Raw genomic sequence first — 17,170 nt, forward strand, 5'->3', positions numbered from 1 at the left:
CTTCCCCATTTCCCCATGTCCCTGAAACCCCTTCCTCTCCTTCGCGGCATCCTGATCGGACTGCTCCTCGTTGGCATTCTCTGGCTCCTGCAAACGATCGGTCTTCAGCAGGTTCGCGAACAGGTCGATCGCTTTGGCATCTGGGCACCAGCGATCGTCTTTGGCTTGCGCTTTACCAGCGTTATTCTGCCCGTGTTGCCGGGAACCGCTTATGCAGTGCTGGCAGGCGGGTTATTTGGCTTCTCGTGGGGGTTAGCCGTGGTCGCACTGGCAGATCTGGCATCTTGCACGTTTAATTTCTACATTGCGCGGCGATACGGACGTGGCTGGGTCGAGCGGTTTGTCGGACAGCAATTTATGGAAAAGATCGATCGCCTCGGTCAGCAGCATCTAGAGCGCAATTTCTTTCTGATGATGGGATTTCTCATGACCGGACTGTTTGATTTTGTTGCCTATGCGATCGGACTCACCCAGATTCGCTGGCAAAGCTATCTGGTCGCTCTGCTGGTGAGTATTGCGATCGCCAAACCGCTCTGGGTCGCTGCCGGAGCCGGAATTTTCGAAGGCAGCCGCCTTTTGCTAGGGTTTGCACTGCTGGCAGCCTTTGGAATCGGAATCATCACGGCTGTGGTGCGGCGATCGAGTCAGCAGATTGAGTGACGATCGAAGGGTATCTTTTACTCACCCGCCCACATGAATCACCGGACGATGCTGAGGCTTCCGCTCGGCTTTCCGCAGCACCTCTCGCGTTACCACCGCAATATCCCCTTCGCCAAAAAGGATGAATCGCAGCAGGTATTGAATCGGGTTGCCTTCGATCCAGCCAAAATAGACATGGGGCAGTTCACCCGTCTGATCACGGATGTAGAGTAGGATGGCGGCAATCGCATTTGGAACCGCAGCCCCCTGAGCGCGCAAAATTCGATAGTTGCCAACCTCAACGCCCCTAAGCCGAATCTTCTCGGCAAATTCAGAAGCATCCGCGACCTGGATTTCTAGAAACAGCACCGAATCCGTCGGCGGAATGTGGTTGTCCTCCCGCACTTCCTCTTCTTTAGCACGATATTCGGCTTCGTCGCCTACAGTAAGCCGATTGGCAATCAGGCGAATCATTCCTTGATTGGCTTCCTCCTCGGCAATAAAACGGCGGGCAGTTTCATCCATATCAATTTGTTCGACGCGCAGTTCAGTCGATCGCCAGACGCGAGACACCAGCGACACCAAGATAATTGCGCCAATAAAAGATGCGGCAATCCGAATGCCTTCAGGACGCTCAATGATGTTGGTGATCGTCGTATAGATAAACACGAGCGTAATCGTCCCAAACACAATCCTGCCTCGTTTTGCGCCGTGGCGATGGGCAGCCAGCGTTACTGCAAAAGCAGCTGAAGTCATCAGCACCAGCACCCCAGTGGCATAAGCTCCGCCCTGTGCCTCTACATTTGCCTTAAAGAGCAGCGTTACGACAAAGGCGATCAGCGTAAACACCAGCACGAGCGGTCGGGTTGCCCTTGCCCAGTCGGGAGCCATGCCATAGCGGGGCAGATAGCGCGGCACAATATTGAGCAAGCCTGCCATTGCCGAGGCTCCGGCAAACCAGAGAATCGAAATAGTGCTGAGGTCGTACAGCGTGCCAAATCCGTTGCCCAGATATTGATGCGCTAGATAAGCGAGGGCACGTCCGCTGGCTCTGCCGCCAGGCTGAAACTCAGCAGCGGGGATTAGCAAAATAGTAACAAAGCTGCTCGTAATCAGAAAAAAGCTCATGATCAGCGCGGCACTGGTCAGCAGCTTATGGGTGTTCTGAATTCGCCCTTTCGGATGCTCCTCGGTGTCGCCAGGTTTACCCTTCACCAGAGGCATGACAGCCGCACCCGTTTCAAAGCCAGACAGTCCGAGGGCAAGCTTGGGAAACAGTAGGGCACTGATCGCCAACATTGTCAGGGGATTACCGCGTTCGGTCAACAGGGCAGTGCGCCAGTTATCAATTACGATCGGCTGCTGAATCACCTGGGTCACGCCCATGCCCACCACAATGAGATTGAGCAGCAAATAAACTCCTACCAGAACCACCGCTAGCCCGATCGCTTCCCGAAATCCGCGCAAAAAGACTGCAGCCAGCAAAGCCACCAAAATCAGCGTAATTGGCACTTCGTGCCCGTGAAAAACATGAGAGACGATCGGGTTTTCGACAATGTGAGCGGTTGCGTCTGCCGCCGACAGCGTGATTGTAATAATAAAGTCCGTGGCGACAAAGCCCAGTAAACAAAGCACAAACAGCTTGCCCTGCCACCAAGACAGCAAATGCTCCAGCATGGCGATCGAGCCTTCCCCGTGCGGGCTCATCTGCGCCACGCGGCGATAAATTGGCAGTGCGCCAAAAAGGGTCAGCAAAACCAGGATCAGGGTGGCGATTGGGGAGAGCGATCCCGCAGCAAGGGCGGCAATTCCGGGCTGATAGCCCAACGTCGAAAAATAGTCTACTCCGGTCAGACACATCACCTGCCACCACGGATGCTTGGGATGAGCCTGTTCCTTGGTGTATGGACCTTCTTTACTGGTATGTGCTTCTTCAAGCAGCCAGTGGGCGAGCCTGCTGCGGTGCACTGTGGCTGATCTGCTTCGCTTAACCATTCAATAGGGCTCCTGCTGATTGCCAGCTTCGGGTAGTGGGGGCAACCCGATCTGCAAAACTCAATCGATCGAGTGAGGCTGAGCCGCAGTACGGCAGAGCATTTCTAGCCTTCATCATGAAATACCCTGAAGAGTAATGAAATCTATCTATCAAGGGAGGAGAGTAACAACGGAGGAAAGTGATGAGTTCCTGAAGCGTTTGCATTAAGATTCTCTATTAATCCGAATCTTGTCTTATTATCTGCCCTTCTGTAGAGCATCAGAATACTCATTGATCAAGACCGATAGATCAAAGACTAATAGATTAAAGATTGATAGATAAAGACCGCTAGCTCAGAAGTGATTTGAGAAGCCTTGAAGCTGATTAAGCTATCCCGCTTTCGCGCCGATATGAATTGCCAGGGCAGCCATGCCTTCCAGGGTGACGGTAATCTGCTGCTGAGCATCGACTATGACGATCGCCCCATCCTGACATTGCTGTGAGTTGGACTGCGGAGCGAAATTAGCTTCAGCCGCCAGCACATTACAGTAAGCCCCAGGCGGTAGACTGGTTTGCAGGGTTTGGGTGAGTGGCTCCGATTCGCGGTTAATCACCACAAAGCCGGATGAACCCCGCCCGAAGGCAATTTGATTGTTGCCATTGCTCCACCAATGGGCGATCGGGCTATCGGCACCGACCTGATTGCGGAAGTTGACCATTGCAGCAACGATCGGGCGACGATGCTCACACATCCAAGACTCCAGACAGTGGGCTTGACCATTCTGGTAAACAGGCTGAGTATTGCCCTGAGCATCCGCAGGCGGACCCTGATCAGGATGGGAGAAAGCATAGCTCGACATCACCTGAGGAATACCATAGGGATGCGCCAGCATAAACACATTTGCTAGCTCGTAGAGTTTGCCGTTCTTGTAAGTCAGGTAGTTGCCGCCGCCTGCATGACCGCGCTGCTTATCGTGGTTGTCAATAAACACGATCGCTTTCTCGCTGGGCATCAATCCCCAAGTTTCGCCGAGGGTTTCGAGCTGGGCGATTGCGCCACTCATACCCATAAACCGCTCACTAACCGCTCTCCCGTACTCTGCCTCAATGACTCGTCCGTTGGCGTAATAGTCCTGCTTTTTGGTCGCTTCATTGCCCGGATCAAGCACTTCCTGATAAATAAAGGGGTCGGGGTCAACCGCCTGGTAGACTCGCTTGAGAATCCTGTCAATATCGGCTGCGTCTATGTGCTTGGCAGCATCAATCCGAAAGCCATCAACGCCCAGGCTCACCAAATCGATCAGATGCTCCACGATCCGCTGCTGCACTGAGGGATTGCTGGTATCCAGGTCGGGCAGTCCAACCAGTTCGCACTGGGTCACTTGCTGGCGATCGTTGTAGTTTTGAATCCCTTTGCGGCAGGTGTTAAAGTCTTTTGGCTCATAAAGTCCGGGATATTGGTAGCGATCGAACTTTGTGCCTGCACTGCCAATTCCACTCGCATCGGCTGCCATGTGATTAATTACGGCATCGGCATAGATTTTGACTCCGACTTTGTGACAGCGATCGATCATTTGGGCAAGCTGCGATCGACTCCCGCTGCGGCTAACGAGCTGATAGCTAACAGGCTGGTACCGTTGCCACCAGGGGAACCCTTGCTGAGGTAAAACAACGTGCTCTGCGGCAGGAGAAATCTGAACGGCTCCGTAACCGTGGGGGGCAAGGTAACTCTCGCACTCCTGAGCAATATCATCCCATCGCCACTCAAACAGATGCACAAACACAGTGTGGGGATAGGGCGCAACTGCCAGCTTTGACCCGGCCAGATTGGTCGGAGAGCGGTGAGAAAACGCAACAAGAATCAGGCTCAAACTAAAAACAGTTGCCCAAATGATCCGAGATTTGAACCGGAAAATCATGATGGAATGAGTTTTAAAATAGCAATAAGGATCGATCGTAGACGCTCTGGCAGGCATGAACCCTCGCTCAAGCGGGCCTGCCCATCTTGCCAAAGCCTAACGTGGAAGGCGATTACCCTGAAAGGGGAACTGCTTCGCATTGTGCTGCTAATCGCTGCTGCTTAGCGTACCCAAGATTTCTCTACATTCAACAAAAATTACGCTGATTCAACCCGTAACCCGAAATACGTAAGAACCAGTTCCTCGCTGCCCGTATTGCGAACTTCGTGAACCTCGCCCTGCTCCACGGCAATACAGGCTCCGGCAGTCAGCGAATAAATTTGCTGGTTCACCTCGATCTCCCCGCTGCCCGATTCGACAAAAAATACCTCACACATATTGGCATGAGCATGGGCGGGCGCGAATTGTCCGGGGGCAAACCGAGCCTGGGAAAAATTGGTCAAGTGGGGCAAATCGCCCAGTCGCAGCATGACCTGCTTTTGAATCGCCGGATTGTGGGAGACGGGTTCTTTCGGTGTGCGATCGAGGTGGATATGTTTCATTGCCGTTGCTTTAATTCCTTGCTTGTTGCTTGCCGCTTCTACGCTCAGCTTTCCCTAGACCTTAAGGCTTGTAAAAGGAGTTTGTATCAAGCCTGTATTAAGACTCTATAAATTAAGCCGCTCTAAAATTGAGCAACACGATGAAATTGATCAACTGGATTGCAGGGAAGCGATCGCGACCTTGATCCAGGACAGATTGCCGATCCAGGACAAAATGCCGGGCTGCAATTCCTGCATATTCATCCTTAAGACTAGGGATTCAATTAAGAGAATCCAAAAGCGACTCTGGCAACGCAAAGCCGCTGACTGCGTGAACCCGTTTTTCCTGCGGGACAAGGCAGTGAACTTTTTGCACCCTGCTTTAGTACAGATTCTTTCTGAACCCCTTCTAAGGCATACTGGCTGAGGTAGCCCTATCAATTGTTACGGCTGAGCAGGTGTTACGGCTGAGCGGGTTACGGCTGAAATGATCAATTCGCCATTGCTCCTGCTCAACCCTTGATCTCACCGGAACAACAATTCATCCATGACTGATTCCCAACTGCTTAGTATGCCTTCATCATCTGCTCCTGCGGCTCAGGCTCCGGTCAGCCAGTTTCATGCGGCGATCGAGCGGGGCGATTTTCTGGTAACAGCAGAAGTCATGCCGCCTAAGGGGGGCGATCCGTCTCACATGATTCAGATGGCAAATCTGCTGAAGGGGCGGGTTCATGCAGTGAATATTACTGATGGCAGTCGAGCGGTGATGCGGATGTCGTCTCTGGCTGCGTCGGTTCTCCTAAAACAGCAGGGCATTGAGCCAATTTGTCAGATGGCTTGCCGCGATCGAAACTGCATCGCGCTCCAGGCGGATCTGATGGGGGCACAGGCACTCGGCATTCGGAATGTGCTGGCACTCACAGGCGACCCGATCAAAGCGGGGGATCACCCAGAGGCAAGAGGCGTATTTGAGCTGGAATCGGTGCGGCTCCTCAAGTTGATTGACAAGTTAAACCAGGGATTTGATTTTAACGACAAAGCCTTGCCCGACGGTGCAATGACTCTGTTAGCCGGGGCAGCCGTTGATCCCCAGTGCGGAAGCTGGTCAGGGCTACAGCGTCGATTTGAGCGCAAACTTGCCGCCGGAGCACAGTTCTTTCAGAGTCAGCTCATTTCAGACTTCGATCGCCTCAGCAAATTCATGGATCACGTAGCGATCGGCTGCAATAAGCCCGTGCTTGCCGGAATTTTTCTGCTAAAGTCTGCCAAAAACGCTCAGTTTATTAACCGCAATGTGCCGGGCGTGACCATTCCTCAGGAGATTATCGATCGCCTGGAAAAAGCCTCTGACCCTCTACGGGAAGGAATGACGATCGCGGCAGAGCAGGTGCATATGGCGCGGCAGATTTGCCAAGGGGTTCACCTGATGGCAGTGCGGCGCGAAGATTTGATTCCTGAGATTCTGGAGATGGCAGGAGTCGAGGCAGTTCGCTAACTGCCCCCTACGGCAACCACGGATACTGCCGGAAGTTAGGCGATCGCTTCTCTAAAAACGCCTGCTTTCCTTCTGAGCCTTCTTCGGTCATGTAGTAAAGCAGCGTCGCGTTTCCGGCGAGTTCCTGTAAGCCTGCCTGTCCGTCGCAGTCGGCATTAAAGGCAGATTTGAGGCAGCGAATGGCGATCGGGCTTTTCTCCAGAATTTCCTGCGCCCACTGAATGCCCTCGGCTTCAAGCTGTTCGACCGGGACAACGCAATTGACCAAGCCCATGTCTAAGGCTTGCTGTGCGTCGTACTGCCGACAGAGAAACCAAATTTCTCGCGCCTTTTTCTGACCGACTACTCGTGCCAGATAGCTTGCGCCAAAGCCACCGTCAAAGCTGCCCACTTTCGGACCCGTTTGCCCAAAGATAGCGTTGTCTGCGGCGATCGACAAATCGCAAATCAGGTGCAGCACATGACCGCCGCCGATCGCATAGCCCGCCACCAGCGCGATCACGACTTTGGGCATCGATCGAATTAGCCGCTGCAAATCCAGCACGTTCAACCGGGGAATGCCTGCCTCATCTACATAGCCCGCTTCGCCGCGCACGCTCTGATCGCCGCCAGAGCAGAAAGCGTATTTGCCGTCGGTATGCGGTCCTGCCCCGGTGAAGAGAACGACGCCGATCGAGGTATCTTCTCGCGCATCGACAAAGGCATCGTAAAGCTCAAACACCGTTTTGGGGCGAAACGCATTGCGCTTATGGGGACGGTTAATTGTGATTTTGGCGATGCCGTCGGCTTTGTGATAGAGAATGTCTTCGTAGGTTTTGGCGACCTGCCATTCGATTTTCATAGCGGCAAACGGGGGCGAGGGGTGCAATCCCTTAGTTTAGCGGCTTAGGACAGCAACATTATTCAGAAGTCAGCTTTTGCGAGGCAAACGTATTGCGCTCCCAGAACACTCCGTCTCTCCAGCCCTGAATTGTCTTGTCTTGGTGGGCAAGCTCCAGGCGTTTTGCAGCGATCAAGCAATATTCCTCGCTGAGTTCAATGCCTGAACCTTTGCGATTGAGCTTTTCACATACCGCCGTTGTCGTGCCGCTGCCCAGGAAAGGATCGAAGACGCGATCGCCCGGATTGCTGCTAGCAAGAATGAGTTTGGCAATCAGTTTTTCGCTTTTCTGCGTGGGATGGTCTGTGTTTTCGGGCATCGACCAGAAAGGAATGGTAATATCTGTCCACAAATTTGACGGATGCGTATCCCGAAAATTGCCGCTTTCAGTTGTTGTCCAATCTTTAGGCGTTCCGCTGGCATCCCGGTAGGGCGCGACTACTTTTCGCCGCAATTTCACCGCATCTACGTTAAAGGTATAGCGATCGGAGCTTGTACAAAACCAGATATCTTCGCTGGCGTTTTTCCAGTTAGACTTTGCGCCTCTACCCTTTTCCCGCTCCCAGGTAATGCGATTACGGACGATAAAGTGAGCCGAAGCGACTGTAAAAATTGAAATCGAAGTTAGCCAATCGCCGCAAATATAAATCGTTGCAGTGTTTTTGAGAAGCGGCTTAAAAGCAGTAATTGCCCGATCGAGCCAGGTTGAATATTGGTCGATCGTCTGTCTTGTAAACCGATAGCCATCAAAGGCTTTGCTCAAGTTATAGGGCGGATCAAGAATGAGCAAATCTACAGAATTGGGCGGCAACAAAGGTGCGATTTGAAGCGAATCACCCCGGATAATTCCGATAGGTAATTCTGTTAGAAAATTGCCCGGTGAGATTTGGATGATTTGATTTTGTAGATGCTGGCGATCGGCTTCGGTTAATTCGATCGTGCGATTACGGGGGGCGCGATTTCGAGTCGGTGGAAAAGAGTACGCTTGTTCATCTTGTCCGGTCATTTGCGGTAAAATTCAGAACATTCCTCTCATCTTGCCATCGACTTGGGAGGATGTTTGCAAAGCGATGATAATTACCCGAACCGTCCCTTAACCGCTTGATTCTGGCGAAATCAGCTCAAACAACCTCCAAAGAACGCAAACGCCTTGCTCGATCGTCCCTGATCAAGTTCCTGATCAAATCCCTGATCAAAACGATCAACCCATGATCAAAATTCTTCACCTCTCCGACATCCACTTGGGAAGCGGCTTTTCCCACGGACGCATCAATTCTGAAACCGGACTGAATACCCGCCTAGAAGACTTTGTGCGATCGCTGAGTTACTGTATCGATCGCGCCATTGCCGAACCTGTGGATCTGGTGCTGTTTGGCGGAGATGCTTTCCCCGATGCGACGCCGCCGCCGATCGTGCAGGAGCTTTTTGCCGAGCAGTTTCGCCGCTTGGTCGATGCTCAAATTCCCACTGTGTTGCTGGTCGGCAACCACGATCAGCACTCGCAGGGGCAGGGCGGAGCAAGCCTATGCATTTATCGGACGCTGGGCGTACCCGGCTTTGTGGTGGGCGATCGATTGGCAACCCACCGGATTCAGACTCGGAACGGAGCAATTCAGATCATTACCCTACCCTGGCTGACGCGATCGACCCTGCTCACCCGCCCCGAAACCGAGGGTCTGTCTCTAGCAGAGGTGAATCAGCTTTTGACCGATCGCCTCCGGGTTGCGCTGGAAGGCGAAATTCGTCAGCTTGATCCCAATCTGCCCACAGTGCTGCTAGCACATTTAATGACCGATACGGCGCGATTTGGCGCAGAGCGATTTTTAGCCGTGGGAAAGGGCTTTACCGTCCCTCTTGCTGTCCTGACCCGTTCCTGCTTTGACTATGTAGCACTGGGTCATGTGCATCGGCATCAGGTTCTGGCAGAGCAGCCGCTGGTTGTCTATCCGGGCAGCATTGAGCGAGTGGACTTTAGCGAAGAAACTGAGGATAAGGGTTATGTGCTGGTCAAGGTCGATTCCCCCCCAGGAGGAACGGCTTCGCAGCGCGGTTCAGTCGAAATGGATTTCTGCCCTTTGCCGGTGCGTCCATTTCGCACAATTCGAGTGAATTTGTCCCAGTCGAACGACCCCCACTCAGTTCTGCTGAAAGCGATCGAATCGACCGAAATTCATGATGCAGTGGTGCGGCTAATTTATGAAGTGCGCTCGGAACAGCTCGACGCGATCGATCAGGCGGCAGTGCATCAGGCCCTCAGCGCAGCACACACCTACACAATTCAAGCAGATCTGGTTAGTCAGCTTGCGCGTCCCCGGCTGCCGGAGTTGGGTACGGGAACCTGTCTGACGCCGATCGATGCCCTCAAAACCTATTTAGAGAACCAGCCTCATCTGGCAGAATTTGCTGCCGAAATGCTGGAAACAGCTCATCTGCTACTGTCTACCGAGGAGGAATGGGCGGGGGTTGGCGAGCTGAGACTGCCGGACTTGTCGGATGATTTGCTTCTGGAAGAACCTGCAAACGAACAGTTGCGCCTACTGTGACGGTGACGCTGACGCTGACGCTGAATTGTTACGCTTGCTTTAATGGTATGATCTGACTTCTACATACTATAATTGCTAGTTGGGCAACCAATTAGACTCGATTTTGCTGGCTGCATTCTGAACCGAAGCAGTGAGCGTTATTTTTTGAACAGGAGCAACATTTTTAGGCATGATCAAGCTGCGATTAAAGCGGTTCGGTAAAAAGTTTGAGGCGAGCTACCGAATTGTGGCAATGACTGGGACTTCTCGCCGAGACGGCCGCGCCCTCGAAGAATTGGGCTACTACAACCCCAGAACCGACGAAGTAAAGCTAAAGGAAGAGGCAATTCGTCGCCGCCTGGAACAGGGCGCACAGCCTACCGATACCGTGCGTCGCATTCTGGAAAAAGCCAACCTCGTTCCGGCGCGCTATCAAGGATAGGGCTTAAATCCGATCGCATTTCGGCAATTTTGTAAGATGCGTTCAAGGATGAAGAGTCGTTGGTTTTATCCGTACGTCCCCTTAACCCCTAATTTTGTGGGCAACCTAGATTGCTTTAGAAATTCAAAGTCCCCCAACTTTGGGGGATTTAGGCGGCAATAATTTAGGGGACAATATAAAACCTTTGCGACTTCTTCCACAGCCGCTCAGGCAGCCCCCGCATTGCATCGATTCAGCTCGTCGATTCACATCATCATTCCAAAGCCTTGACCCACCAAGGGCGATGTCGCCAAAAGCGCATCCTACGATAAAAATTTCGGTCAGAATTTCCGCTGGTATCCTGATTAAACCTGTGTCCCAAACTAGCTCTAACTACTCCGAACTCGTTCGCTTTCTGGTGCAGCCGTTTCTCGATTCCCCAGAATCTCTGCGGCTCGACTGCGAAGTTTCTCCGCGCACCTCGCGGGTGCTAATTCGTTTAGCGATCGAAGGCGAAGATAAAGGGCGAGTGTTTGGGCGTGGCGGACGTAACATTCAGGCAATTCGCACTGTGGTGCAGGCGTTGGCTCAGGCAGCAGGGCAGGTAGTTCATCTCGAAGTGTTTGGCGGCATGAGTGGACAACCTGCGGGACATGATGATCGCAGAGAAGGCTCCAGAAATGGAGGAAATGACAATAGACCACCTCGATCGCAGCCTTCCCGCCGTCCGCGTCGCTAAATTCGGAAACAGATAAATTTGCTAATGTCGTAATAGAGCTAGCGGTTTCAACGTTCCCCTGGCTCATATGGAATGGGAACTACGCTTACAATCGATTTACCGACCCCCACAAGTGCGATCGCTCTAGCGGGTACACAGGAAGCCAACCTGAAGTACCTGAGTCAGCAAACTGGAGCCTCCCTGGTTTTACGGGGGCAATCAGTGCTGATTACGGGAACTGAAAATCAGGTCGAACTGTGCCAGAAACTCATTCGATCGCTCGAACCCTACTGGAGTCAGGACAAGCCGATCACTGAAGTAGATATCCAGACCGTTCGCCACGCGATTAACACGCACCGCGAAGACGATCTGGAAATGCTGCAACGGGACGTTATCGTCCGCACCCGTAAAGGCGAAGAAATCCGGGCGAAAACCTTTCGACAGCGGCAATATATTGAATCAATCCGCAAACACGACCTCACCTTCTGCATCGGTCCCGCAGGCACGGGAAAGACCTACCTGGCAGCGATGGTGGCAGTTCAGGCACTTCTGGCAAACCAGTACGAGCGGCTGATTTTAACTCGTCCCGCTGTGGAAGCAGGGGAAAAGCTTGGATTTCTACCGGGGGATCTTCAGCAAAAGGTGAATCCCTATTTGCGTCCGCTCTACGATGCGCTGTACGAGATGATCGACCCAGAGAAAATTGCCAACCTGATGGAGCGGGGCGTGATTGAAGTGGCTCCGATCGCCTATATGCGAGGACGCACCCTCAACAATGCCTTTGTGATTCTCGACGAGGCGCAAAATACGACTCCGGCACAAATGAAAATGGTGCTGACCCGTATCGGATTTCGATCGCGGATGGTGGTGACAGGCGACATTACCCAAACTGATTTGCCGTCCTACCAGGAGTCCGGTTTAGCCGTCGCTCAGCGTATTTTGAAGAACGTAGAGGGAATCGCCTTTTGTGAGCTTTCAAAGGCAGATGTGGTCAGGCATGCGTTGGTGCAGCGCATTGTGGCAGCTTATGAGGCATTCGAGCAGCCGCCAAAGGGGAAAGAGGATAAGGGGTAGAGCGTTCTGCAAAATGCTGCCAGGGAAGCATCGATCGCCCCGATCAAAAGTTCCTCTTACGTCAGGTGAGTTGCCCAAGCTTTTACCACCTCCGGGGAACCGTACCACAGCCTACCCGAACGGGGGGAATGCAGCACGTTTTCCAGTGTGAGATTATCTGCGCCCGCCAGGTGAGCTGATTCGATCGGAGTAATGCCATCGCCCCAGCAGTCGCCTTTGCCGCAGGTGAGTTCATAGCTGCTGTAGACAAACCAGTTTGCCCAATCTCGTTTGCCGTAGATTGCCTTACCTGCGACGCAAACATACTTCACGCTGGGGTAGAACGCGCCCGGATAGTGTTGCTTGACGAAATCCAGATTACGCTTTGTCCAGCGTTCCTGACTCACATGGGGCGTGCCGAGCGTGACCAGCGTTGTCACCTGTGGATGTGCCTGCCAGAGACAGGGCTTTCCCTGATCGCCCGGATGTACATCATAGGGAATTTCCCCCAGATAAATCCGGCAAATCCAGCCGCCTGCTGAATGCCCGACCAGATTAACGCGATCGCTTCCCGTTTCCTGCATCAGGGATTTCACGGTCTGATCGAGCTGAGTCAGAATCGGCAGCATCGATCGCCCGCCCAGGGTTGGAAACCAATCGCCACGCTTCAGGGGAACCGTCTTAACTGGAATATCAAGCTGTTGCAGGGCTTGCTCCATTTCGCGATAGGGAACCGCGCCTGCCAAATAGCCAGGAAGAATCACCGTAGGAAGAGACATGAAGATTAAAAATCGCTTAGCGAATCGCAGTATTCAGCCAGTTCAAAATATGGGCATTGACCAGATCGGGGCGTTCGTCGTGGGGGCAGTGTCCAGTGTCAGGAATGGGAATAAACTGAACGTGCTCTTTCTCTTCTGCCAGGTCTTGATAAAATTTTGCGCTGCTGATCGGCGTCCAGGGATCTTTCTCGCCCCAAAGGATCAGCAGGGGTTGGGTGATTTTGGGTAAGAGCGATTCGGGTTTGGGGCCGGGTGGGGCAGAAAGGATCGCGGCAAAGACTTTTTGGGCGTTGGGATGACAGGACGGCTCGTGGAGCAGATCGATCAGATCGTCGGTGATGGCAGTGCGATCGCGATAAACCTGTCTCAACGTACGACGCAGACGGGGCTTTTGCCGAATGATGTTAAACAAAAATGTACCGACAAGCTGAGAGGTCACGAGCTTATTAAAGCCTGTCATCATCAATCGCAGGGGCAGCGGCAGTTCTTCAGGACGGTGATTCAGCCCGCCTGCGGCATTCAGCAATACCCCACCTCTGGTAATCTCCGGATAATCCGCCAGCACCATTAGGCACAGCAGCGCGCCGATCGAATTTCCCACAAACACGGCGGGTTCTTGAATATGCGTTTCCCAGAATTCCTTTAAAAGCCGCTGCCACAGTTCCAGCTCGTAGGTTAGCTCGATCGGCTTATCCGATCGTCCAAAGCCCAGCAGATCCAGCGCGAACACTTTATAGCCGCCCGCAGCCAGAACAGGAATATTTTTGCGCCAGTGCCCGATCGATGCGCCGAAGCCATGCACTAGCACCAGCGGCACTCCCTCACCCTGAACGGTGTAGCAGATATTGTGTCCCTGCCAACTCCAGGTGGAGAATTCGATCGGCAGGGGGGCAGAGGCAGAAACAGGAATTTGAGTCGTCACAGTACTTTTATTGATATTTCTTAACTTCTTTTCATGATACCAATTCGGACTTCAGAGTTCGTCTGCAATTCTGAATGACCATTATCGACACGAGCTAACCGGAAATCGGTACACTGAGAAACGGTGAACAGGAGAAAGGATGCAGTTCTCCGCCAGGGGATTGCCCTGTCAAACTATCCTGACCCAAACTATCCTGACCCAGCCTATCCCGCCGATCTTAAGAGAACGCTATGCCGCATACGATCGTAACCAACATCTGTGAAGGGGTCGCTGACTGTGTGGATGCCTGCCCGGTCGCTTGTATCCACGACGGTCCCGGTAAAAACACGAAAGGAACCGACTGGTACTGGATTGACTTTTCGACCTGTATTGACTGCGGAATTTGTCTGCAAGTCTGTCCTGTGGAAGGGGCGATCGTCCCAGAAGAACGTCCTGATCTTCAGTCCACCCCAAAATGATTCGCTATGATTCGCTAAAGACTATGCAATAGCCCTTTTGTCTGGCTTTCCTGCTATGCCTCAGACTGCTCCCCTGCTGCCCGTCCCCCTGTTACAAGTTGAAGACGTTCACGCCGGATACATCAAAGACCTGGACATCCTGCAAGGGGTAAATTTTCGCGTTGATCCGGGAGAATTGGTGGTTGTAATTGGTCCGAATGGAGCCGGAAAATCAACCCTGGCGAAAACAATCTTCGGCTTGCTGACCCCGCACAAAGGCAAGATTCTGTTTCAAGGGCAGAATATTGTCGGCCTGAAGTCGAATCAGATTGTGCAGCGGGGAATGTGCTATGTACCGCAAATTGCGAATGTGTTTCCGTCGCTCACAGTGGAAGAAAACCTGGAAATGGGCGCGTTCGTGCGGCGCGGCTCCTTGAAGGAACTCAAAGATCAGATTTTTGCCCTGTTCCCGCGACTGGTGGAGCGCAGAAAACAGCGTGCCGGAACCCTATCGGGCGGCGAACGGCAGCAGTTAGCCATGGGACGGGCACTGATGCTGCAACCCAGTTTGCTGATCCTCGACGAACCCTCCGCCGCTCTGTCACCCCAGCTTGTTAACAGCGTGTTTGAAATTATTCAGCAAATCAACCGCTCAGGCACGTCCATTATGCTGGTGGAGCAAAACGCTCGTAAAGCTTTAGCAATGGCAGATCGCGGCTATGTCCTGGAAACGGGACGCGATCGATTTGAAGGACGAGGACAGGATTTGCTCAACGATCCAAAAGTGGGTGAGCTTTATCTGGGTGCGGGAAAACACTAATGCACTCCTGATCATCAGCGGATCGCTAAGTCGATCGCTTGCGGGGCTTCATGTTTTCCAAAGACTCGATCGCAGCTTGCTCCAGGAGCTGATGAAGATCTGAAGCATTGACCGGAGGCGCAATCGAACTATCACTGCGAGGGTTATCCGTCCAGCCGCATTTGATACATACGCTCCGCCCAGAAGATTTAAACGGCATTAACCGATGCTCCCCCACTGAGCAGGAATCAACGGGTTGCAGCGTAGAGGGAATCGAGGCAGGCGGATGATTGTTTTGCTGAACCTGCATCCAGAGCGAAGCGATCGCTGATCCGGGATTGCCGTCTTTGTCTTGCTCCTGCGGTTTGTCAGCATCCAAAGGAACTCCAGCCGGTCGCGGCTCTGGCACAGATGCAGGGTTTTGAATTGCCGGAGCGGTTGGGGGAGCAGATGCCTGCGGAGCGGGAGTCGCTCGATCGTTCCCAGGACAAGGCGAAGCCGTTTTTCCGGTAAAGTCATTGACGTTTTTCTCGATCGCCTCAACTCGTGGCAGCAGGGCTTCGAGCAGACTGAGGCGATGTTTAAGCTGTTCTACTTCTTGCCGCAGCGAGGCATCCACAGGTGAACTCTGGCTGACCTTTGCCTCTGGCGGCTGTTCTAATGGCTGCCGGACGCTGACTGCCTGTTGCAGCAGTGCCAGGATTTGCTGACCGATCGGCTGCTGCGAAGACTGCTGAATTGCTGAGGCGATCTCTGCTGGTAAAGTGAGCGTTATCTGCACATCGGAGAGAGCTTCAGCTGAACTTCCTGCCGAATTGCCAGTCAGCGAATTCAAACCAGATGGATTTTTAGAGCTGGCTTGAGCACTGGGTGGGCGTACATCCGATGAGTCAGTCATAAATTCAGCGCAGCGGGGATGAAATATTGTTATAGACGACCAGCATCATCGCTAGTCGAAATGCAGCCCCTAATCGAGGCAAACCAGATCGAGGTAAACCAGATTAAGTCAGACCATACGAAGCAGGTTCTCGTAGGGCGATCGTGCAATCAATCGTTTAATTGTCTGATCCTGGTGCGAGTCGTGCCGTTTTCACGGGAATAACTTCAGTTTGCCCCAAGCGATACCTGTTCTATCTTAATGCGTGATTAATTCGCCGATCGGATACTAGAGACCATTAGAACGACGATAGTAGAACGCTGAACGCCTACCTTTGGCGGTTAGAAAGGAAAGCAGAAGGGGCGACATCGCTCTTTATGATGTTCTCTTTAAACTCTTTCTCAAGCGGACTTAACAGCAAGCCCAGAAGGTTTTTTCTAAAGAAATTTAAGAGATCGGCTTAATTCCCCCGATTCTGATAGTTCAGTTGTACGAAAGTCCGATAAAATGCGGTCAGCGAAATCGCGAATGGTTCAAGAAACGAGTTAGAGAAACAGCAGTCTCTTATCAGTGAGAGGAACGGGTGATGCGATTGGAGAAAACAATGCGCCTTGGAAAAGTGGTCAAGTCAAACTCTCACTGCGACTATGTCGTGCAGCTAGACGATCGCCACGAGGTCAGCTATCCTCCGCTGCCCGACGACTACGGCTTTGGCTGTTTTGTCAAACTGGAAGAGCCAGACGAGCGACACTGGGCAGTGGGCTTGGTGTATAACTCCCAGCTCTTTAACCCGATGTTTCTTAGCAATGGTCCGCGCTTGTCGAGCGAACCTGACCCGATGTTTACGCCCGATTTAGTCGCAGATACTCGGACGCTGCTGGGAGTAGTGCTGGTGGGGACGCTGACTGAAAGCGATCGATCGCGCTATGGCTGTCACGGCATTCCCAAGGTGATTGTGCCGATCAACACGCCTGCGTTTGTGATGACCGAGCAGGAGATTTACCACTTCCACTGCAACGAAAATGGCAATTCTCAGTTTTGTTACTACAGTCATCTGCTGCGCTGTGGCGGCACGTTTGCTGCTCAGCTCACTCAGCAGGTCTTAAAGGAACTCGCAGACTGTGGGCTGTTTGAAGGCGCGGAAAGACGGGCACTAGAGATTCTATGCAAGGAGCTTTCCTGGAAAAATACGATGGCAGCGATGCGCTAGAAG

General features: G+C 52.7%; 18 protein-coding genes. 10 read left to right on the forward strand and 8 right to left on the reverse strand.

Annotated elements, in window-relative coordinates:
* The first annotated feature begins 15 nt into the window (after positions 1-15).
* Positions 16-660, forward strand: coding sequence for a VTT domain-containing protein (locus NDA02_RS00545; protein WP_190794296.1), 645 nt, complete (start codon positions 16-18; stop codon positions 658-660).
* 21 nt (positions 661-681) lie between these two features.
* Here NDA02_RS00545 and NDA02_RS00550 read toward each other — a convergent pair whose 3' ends face one another.
* From NDA02_RS00550 to NDA02_RS00560, 3 genes are all read right to left on the reverse strand, one after another.
* Entirely contained in the window at positions 682-2,634 is a 1,953-nt protein-coding gene (locus tag NDA02_RS00550; protein ID WP_190794297.1) for an amino acid transporter, read from the reverse strand.
* 369 nt (positions 2,635-3,003) lie between these two features.
* Positions 3,004-4,533: an alpha-amylase family protein gene (locus NDA02_RS00555; protein ID WP_190794298.1), complete on the reverse strand. Its 1,530-nt coding sequence runs from the start codon at positions 4,531-4,533 to the stop codon at positions 3,004-3,006.
* A 197-nt stretch (positions 4,534-4,730) separates the two neighbouring features.
* Complete coding sequence (locus tag NDA02_RS00560; RefSeq protein WP_190794299.1) at positions 4,731-5,075, reverse strand: cupin domain-containing protein; 345 nt, start codon at positions 5,073-5,075, stop codon at positions 4,731-4,733.
* Positions 5,076-5,601: 526 nt separating this feature from the next.
* Between NDA02_RS00560 and NDA02_RS00565 the strand changes: the two genes are divergently transcribed.
* Entirely contained in the window at positions 5,602-6,549 is a 948-nt protein-coding gene (locus NDA02_RS00565) for a methylenetetrahydrofolate reductase (protein WP_190794300.1), read from the forward strand.
* Positions 6,550-6,556: 7 nt separating this feature from the next.
* Here the strand turns inward: NDA02_RS00565 and menB are convergent, their stop codons facing one another.
* Positions 6,557-7,390 (reverse strand): 1,4-dihydroxy-2-naphthoyl-CoA synthase, encoded by an 834-nt coding sequence (menB, locus tag NDA02_RS00570; protein WP_190794301.1) that lies wholly within the window; start codon positions 7,388-7,390, stop codon positions 6,557-6,559.
* A gap of 58 nt (positions 7,391-7,448) precedes the next feature.
* Positions 7,449-8,435 (reverse strand): DNA methyltransferase, encoded by a 987-nt coding sequence (locus NDA02_RS00575; protein WP_190794302.1) that lies wholly within the window; start codon positions 8,433-8,435, stop codon positions 7,449-7,451.
* A gap of 202 nt (positions 8,436-8,637) precedes the next feature.
* Here NDA02_RS00575 and sbcD point away from each other — a divergent pair, with 202 nt between their 5' ends.
* The 4 genes from sbcD (at position 8,638) to NDA02_RS00595 (ending at position 12,164) form a co-directional block, all read left to right on the forward strand.
* Positions 8,638-9,972, forward strand: coding sequence for an exonuclease subunit SbcD (gene sbcD / locus NDA02_RS00580; protein ID WP_190794303.1), 1,335 nt, complete (start codon positions 8,638-8,640; stop codon positions 9,970-9,972).
* A 169-nt stretch (positions 9,973-10,141) separates the two neighbouring features.
* The gene (rpsP, locus tag NDA02_RS00585) at positions 10,142-10,393 is read left to right on the forward strand and encodes a 30S ribosomal protein S16 (protein ID WP_190794304.1); all 252 of its coding nucleotides are present in this window, start codon (positions 10,142-10,144) and stop codon (positions 10,391-10,393) included.
* Positions 10,394-10,745: 352 nt separating this feature from the next.
* Positions 10,746-11,111, forward strand: a complete 366-nt coding sequence (locus NDA02_RS00590) for a KH domain-containing protein (protein ID WP_348254256.1) — start codon at positions 10,746-10,748, stop codon at positions 11,109-11,111.
* Between the two features lie 72 nt (positions 11,112-11,183).
* A complete protein-coding gene (locus NDA02_RS00595) occupies positions 11,184-12,164 on the forward strand; it encodes a PhoH family protein (RefSeq protein WP_190794306.1) in 981 nt (326 codons plus the stop codon).
* A gap of 56 nt (positions 12,165-12,220) precedes the next feature.
* Here the strand turns inward: NDA02_RS00595 and NDA02_RS00600 are convergent, their stop codons facing one another.
* Both NDA02_RS00600 and NDA02_RS00605 read right to left on the reverse strand, forming a co-directional pair.
* On the reverse strand, positions 12,221-12,922 hold the full coding sequence (locus NDA02_RS00600; protein WP_190794307.1) for a lipase: 702 nt from the start codon (positions 12,920-12,922) through the stop codon (positions 12,221-12,223).
* Positions 12,923-12,938: 16 nt separating this feature from the next.
* Positions 12,939-13,844: an alpha/beta fold hydrolase gene (locus NDA02_RS00605; RefSeq protein WP_348245700.1), complete on the reverse strand. Its 906-nt coding sequence runs from the start codon at positions 13,842-13,844 to the stop codon at positions 12,939-12,941.
* Positions 13,845-14,074: 230 nt separating this feature from the next.
* Here NDA02_RS00605 and NDA02_RS00610 point away from each other — a divergent pair, with 230 nt between their 5' ends.
* Positions 14,075-14,302 carry a ferredoxin family protein gene (locus NDA02_RS00610; protein WP_190794308.1) on the forward strand — a complete coding sequence of 76 codons (228 nt, stop codon included), beginning with the start codon at positions 14,075-14,077 and terminating at the stop codon, positions 14,300-14,302.
* Between the two features lie 55 nt (positions 14,303-14,357).
* On the forward strand, positions 14,358-15,101 hold the full coding sequence (locus NDA02_RS00615; protein ID WP_190794309.1) for an ABC transporter ATP-binding protein: 744 nt from the start codon (positions 14,358-14,360) through the stop codon (positions 15,099-15,101).
* A 25-nt stretch (positions 15,102-15,126) separates the two neighbouring features.
* On the opposite strand, the gene NDA02_RS00620 is transcribed toward NDA02_RS00615, so the two are convergent.
* The gene (locus NDA02_RS00620) at positions 15,127-15,978 is read right to left on the reverse strand and encodes a hypothetical protein (RefSeq protein WP_348254257.1); all 852 of its coding nucleotides are present in this window, start codon (positions 15,976-15,978) and stop codon (positions 15,127-15,129) included.
* 60 nt (positions 15,979-16,038) lie between these two features.
* On the opposite strand from NDA02_RS00620, the gene NDA02_RS00625 reads away from it, so the two are divergent.
* Positions 16,039-16,182 carry a hypothetical protein gene (locus NDA02_RS00625; RefSeq protein WP_190794311.1) on the forward strand — a complete coding sequence of 48 codons (144 nt, stop codon included), beginning with the start codon at positions 16,039-16,041 and terminating at the stop codon, positions 16,180-16,182.
* 379 nt (positions 16,183-16,561) lie between these two features.
* The gene (locus NDA02_RS00630; RefSeq protein WP_190794312.1) at positions 16,562-17,167 is read left to right on the forward strand and encodes a hypothetical protein; all 606 of its coding nucleotides are present in this window, start codon (positions 16,562-16,564) and stop codon (positions 17,165-17,167) included.
* Positions 17,168-17,170 lie beyond the last annotated feature (3 nt).

The sequence above is a fragment of the Leptolyngbya sp. ST-U4 genome (genome assembly GCF_039962215.1).
In the GTDB taxonomy this organism is placed as follows: domain Bacteria; phylum Cyanobacteriota; class Cyanobacteriia; order Elainellales; family Elainellaceae; genus Leptolyngbya_A.

Excerpts from the sequence above, each read along its gene's own strand:
- NDA02_RS00545 (WP_190794296.1), top strand. The coding sequence starts at position 16 with ATGTCCCTGAAACCCCTTCCTCTCCTTCGCGGCATCCTGATCGGACTG.
- NDA02_RS00550 (WP_190794297.1), bottom strand. The coding sequence starts at position 2,634 with ATGGTTAAGCGAAGCAGATCAGCCACAGTGCACCGCAGCAGGCTCGCC.
- NDA02_RS00555 (WP_190794298.1), bottom strand. The coding sequence starts at position 4,533 with ATGATTTTCCGGTTCAAATCTCGGATCATTTGGGCAACTGTTTTTAGT.
- NDA02_RS00560 (WP_190794299.1), bottom strand. The coding sequence starts at position 5,075 with ATGAAACATATCCACCTCGATCGCACACCGAAAGAACCCGTCTCCCAC.
- NDA02_RS00565 (WP_190794300.1), top strand. The coding sequence starts at position 5,602 with ATGACTGATTCCCAACTGCTTAGTATGCCTTCATCATCTGCTCCTGCG.
- menB (WP_190794301.1), bottom strand. The coding sequence starts at position 7,390 with ATGAAAATCGAATGGCAGGTCGCCAAAACCTACGAAGACATTCTCTAT.
- NDA02_RS00575 (WP_190794302.1), bottom strand. The coding sequence starts at position 8,435 with ATGACCGGACAAGATGAACAAGCGTACTCTTTTCCACCGACTCGAAAT.
- sbcD (WP_190794303.1), top strand. The coding sequence starts at position 8,638 with ATGATCAAAATTCTTCACCTCTCCGACATCCACTTGGGAAGCGGCTTT.
- rpsP (WP_190794304.1), top strand. The coding sequence starts at position 10,142 with ATGATCAAGCTGCGATTAAAGCGGTTCGGTAAAAAGTTTGAGGCGAGC.
- NDA02_RS00595 (WP_190794306.1), top strand. The coding sequence starts at position 11,184 with ATGGGAACTACGCTTACAATCGATTTACCGACCCCCACAAGTGCGATC.
- NDA02_RS00600 (WP_190794307.1), bottom strand. The coding sequence starts at position 12,922 with ATGTCTCTTCCTACGGTGATTCTTCCTGGCTATTTGGCAGGCGCGGTT.
- NDA02_RS00610 (WP_190794308.1), top strand. The coding sequence starts at position 14,075 with ATGCCGCATACGATCGTAACCAACATCTGTGAAGGGGTCGCTGACTGT.
- NDA02_RS00615 (WP_190794309.1), top strand. The coding sequence starts at position 14,358 with ATGCCTCAGACTGCTCCCCTGCTGCCCGTCCCCCTGTTACAAGTTGAA.
- NDA02_RS00620 (WP_348254257.1), bottom strand. The coding sequence starts at position 15,978 with ATGACTGACTCATCGGATGTACGCCCACCCAGTGCTCAAGCCAGCTCT.
- NDA02_RS00625 (WP_190794311.1), top strand. The coding sequence starts at position 16,039 with ATGCAGCCCCTAATCGAGGCAAACCAGATCGAGGTAAACCAGATTAAG.
- NDA02_RS00630 (WP_190794312.1), top strand. The coding sequence starts at position 16,562 with ATGCGCCTTGGAAAAGTGGTCAAGTCAAACTCTCACTGCGACTATGTC.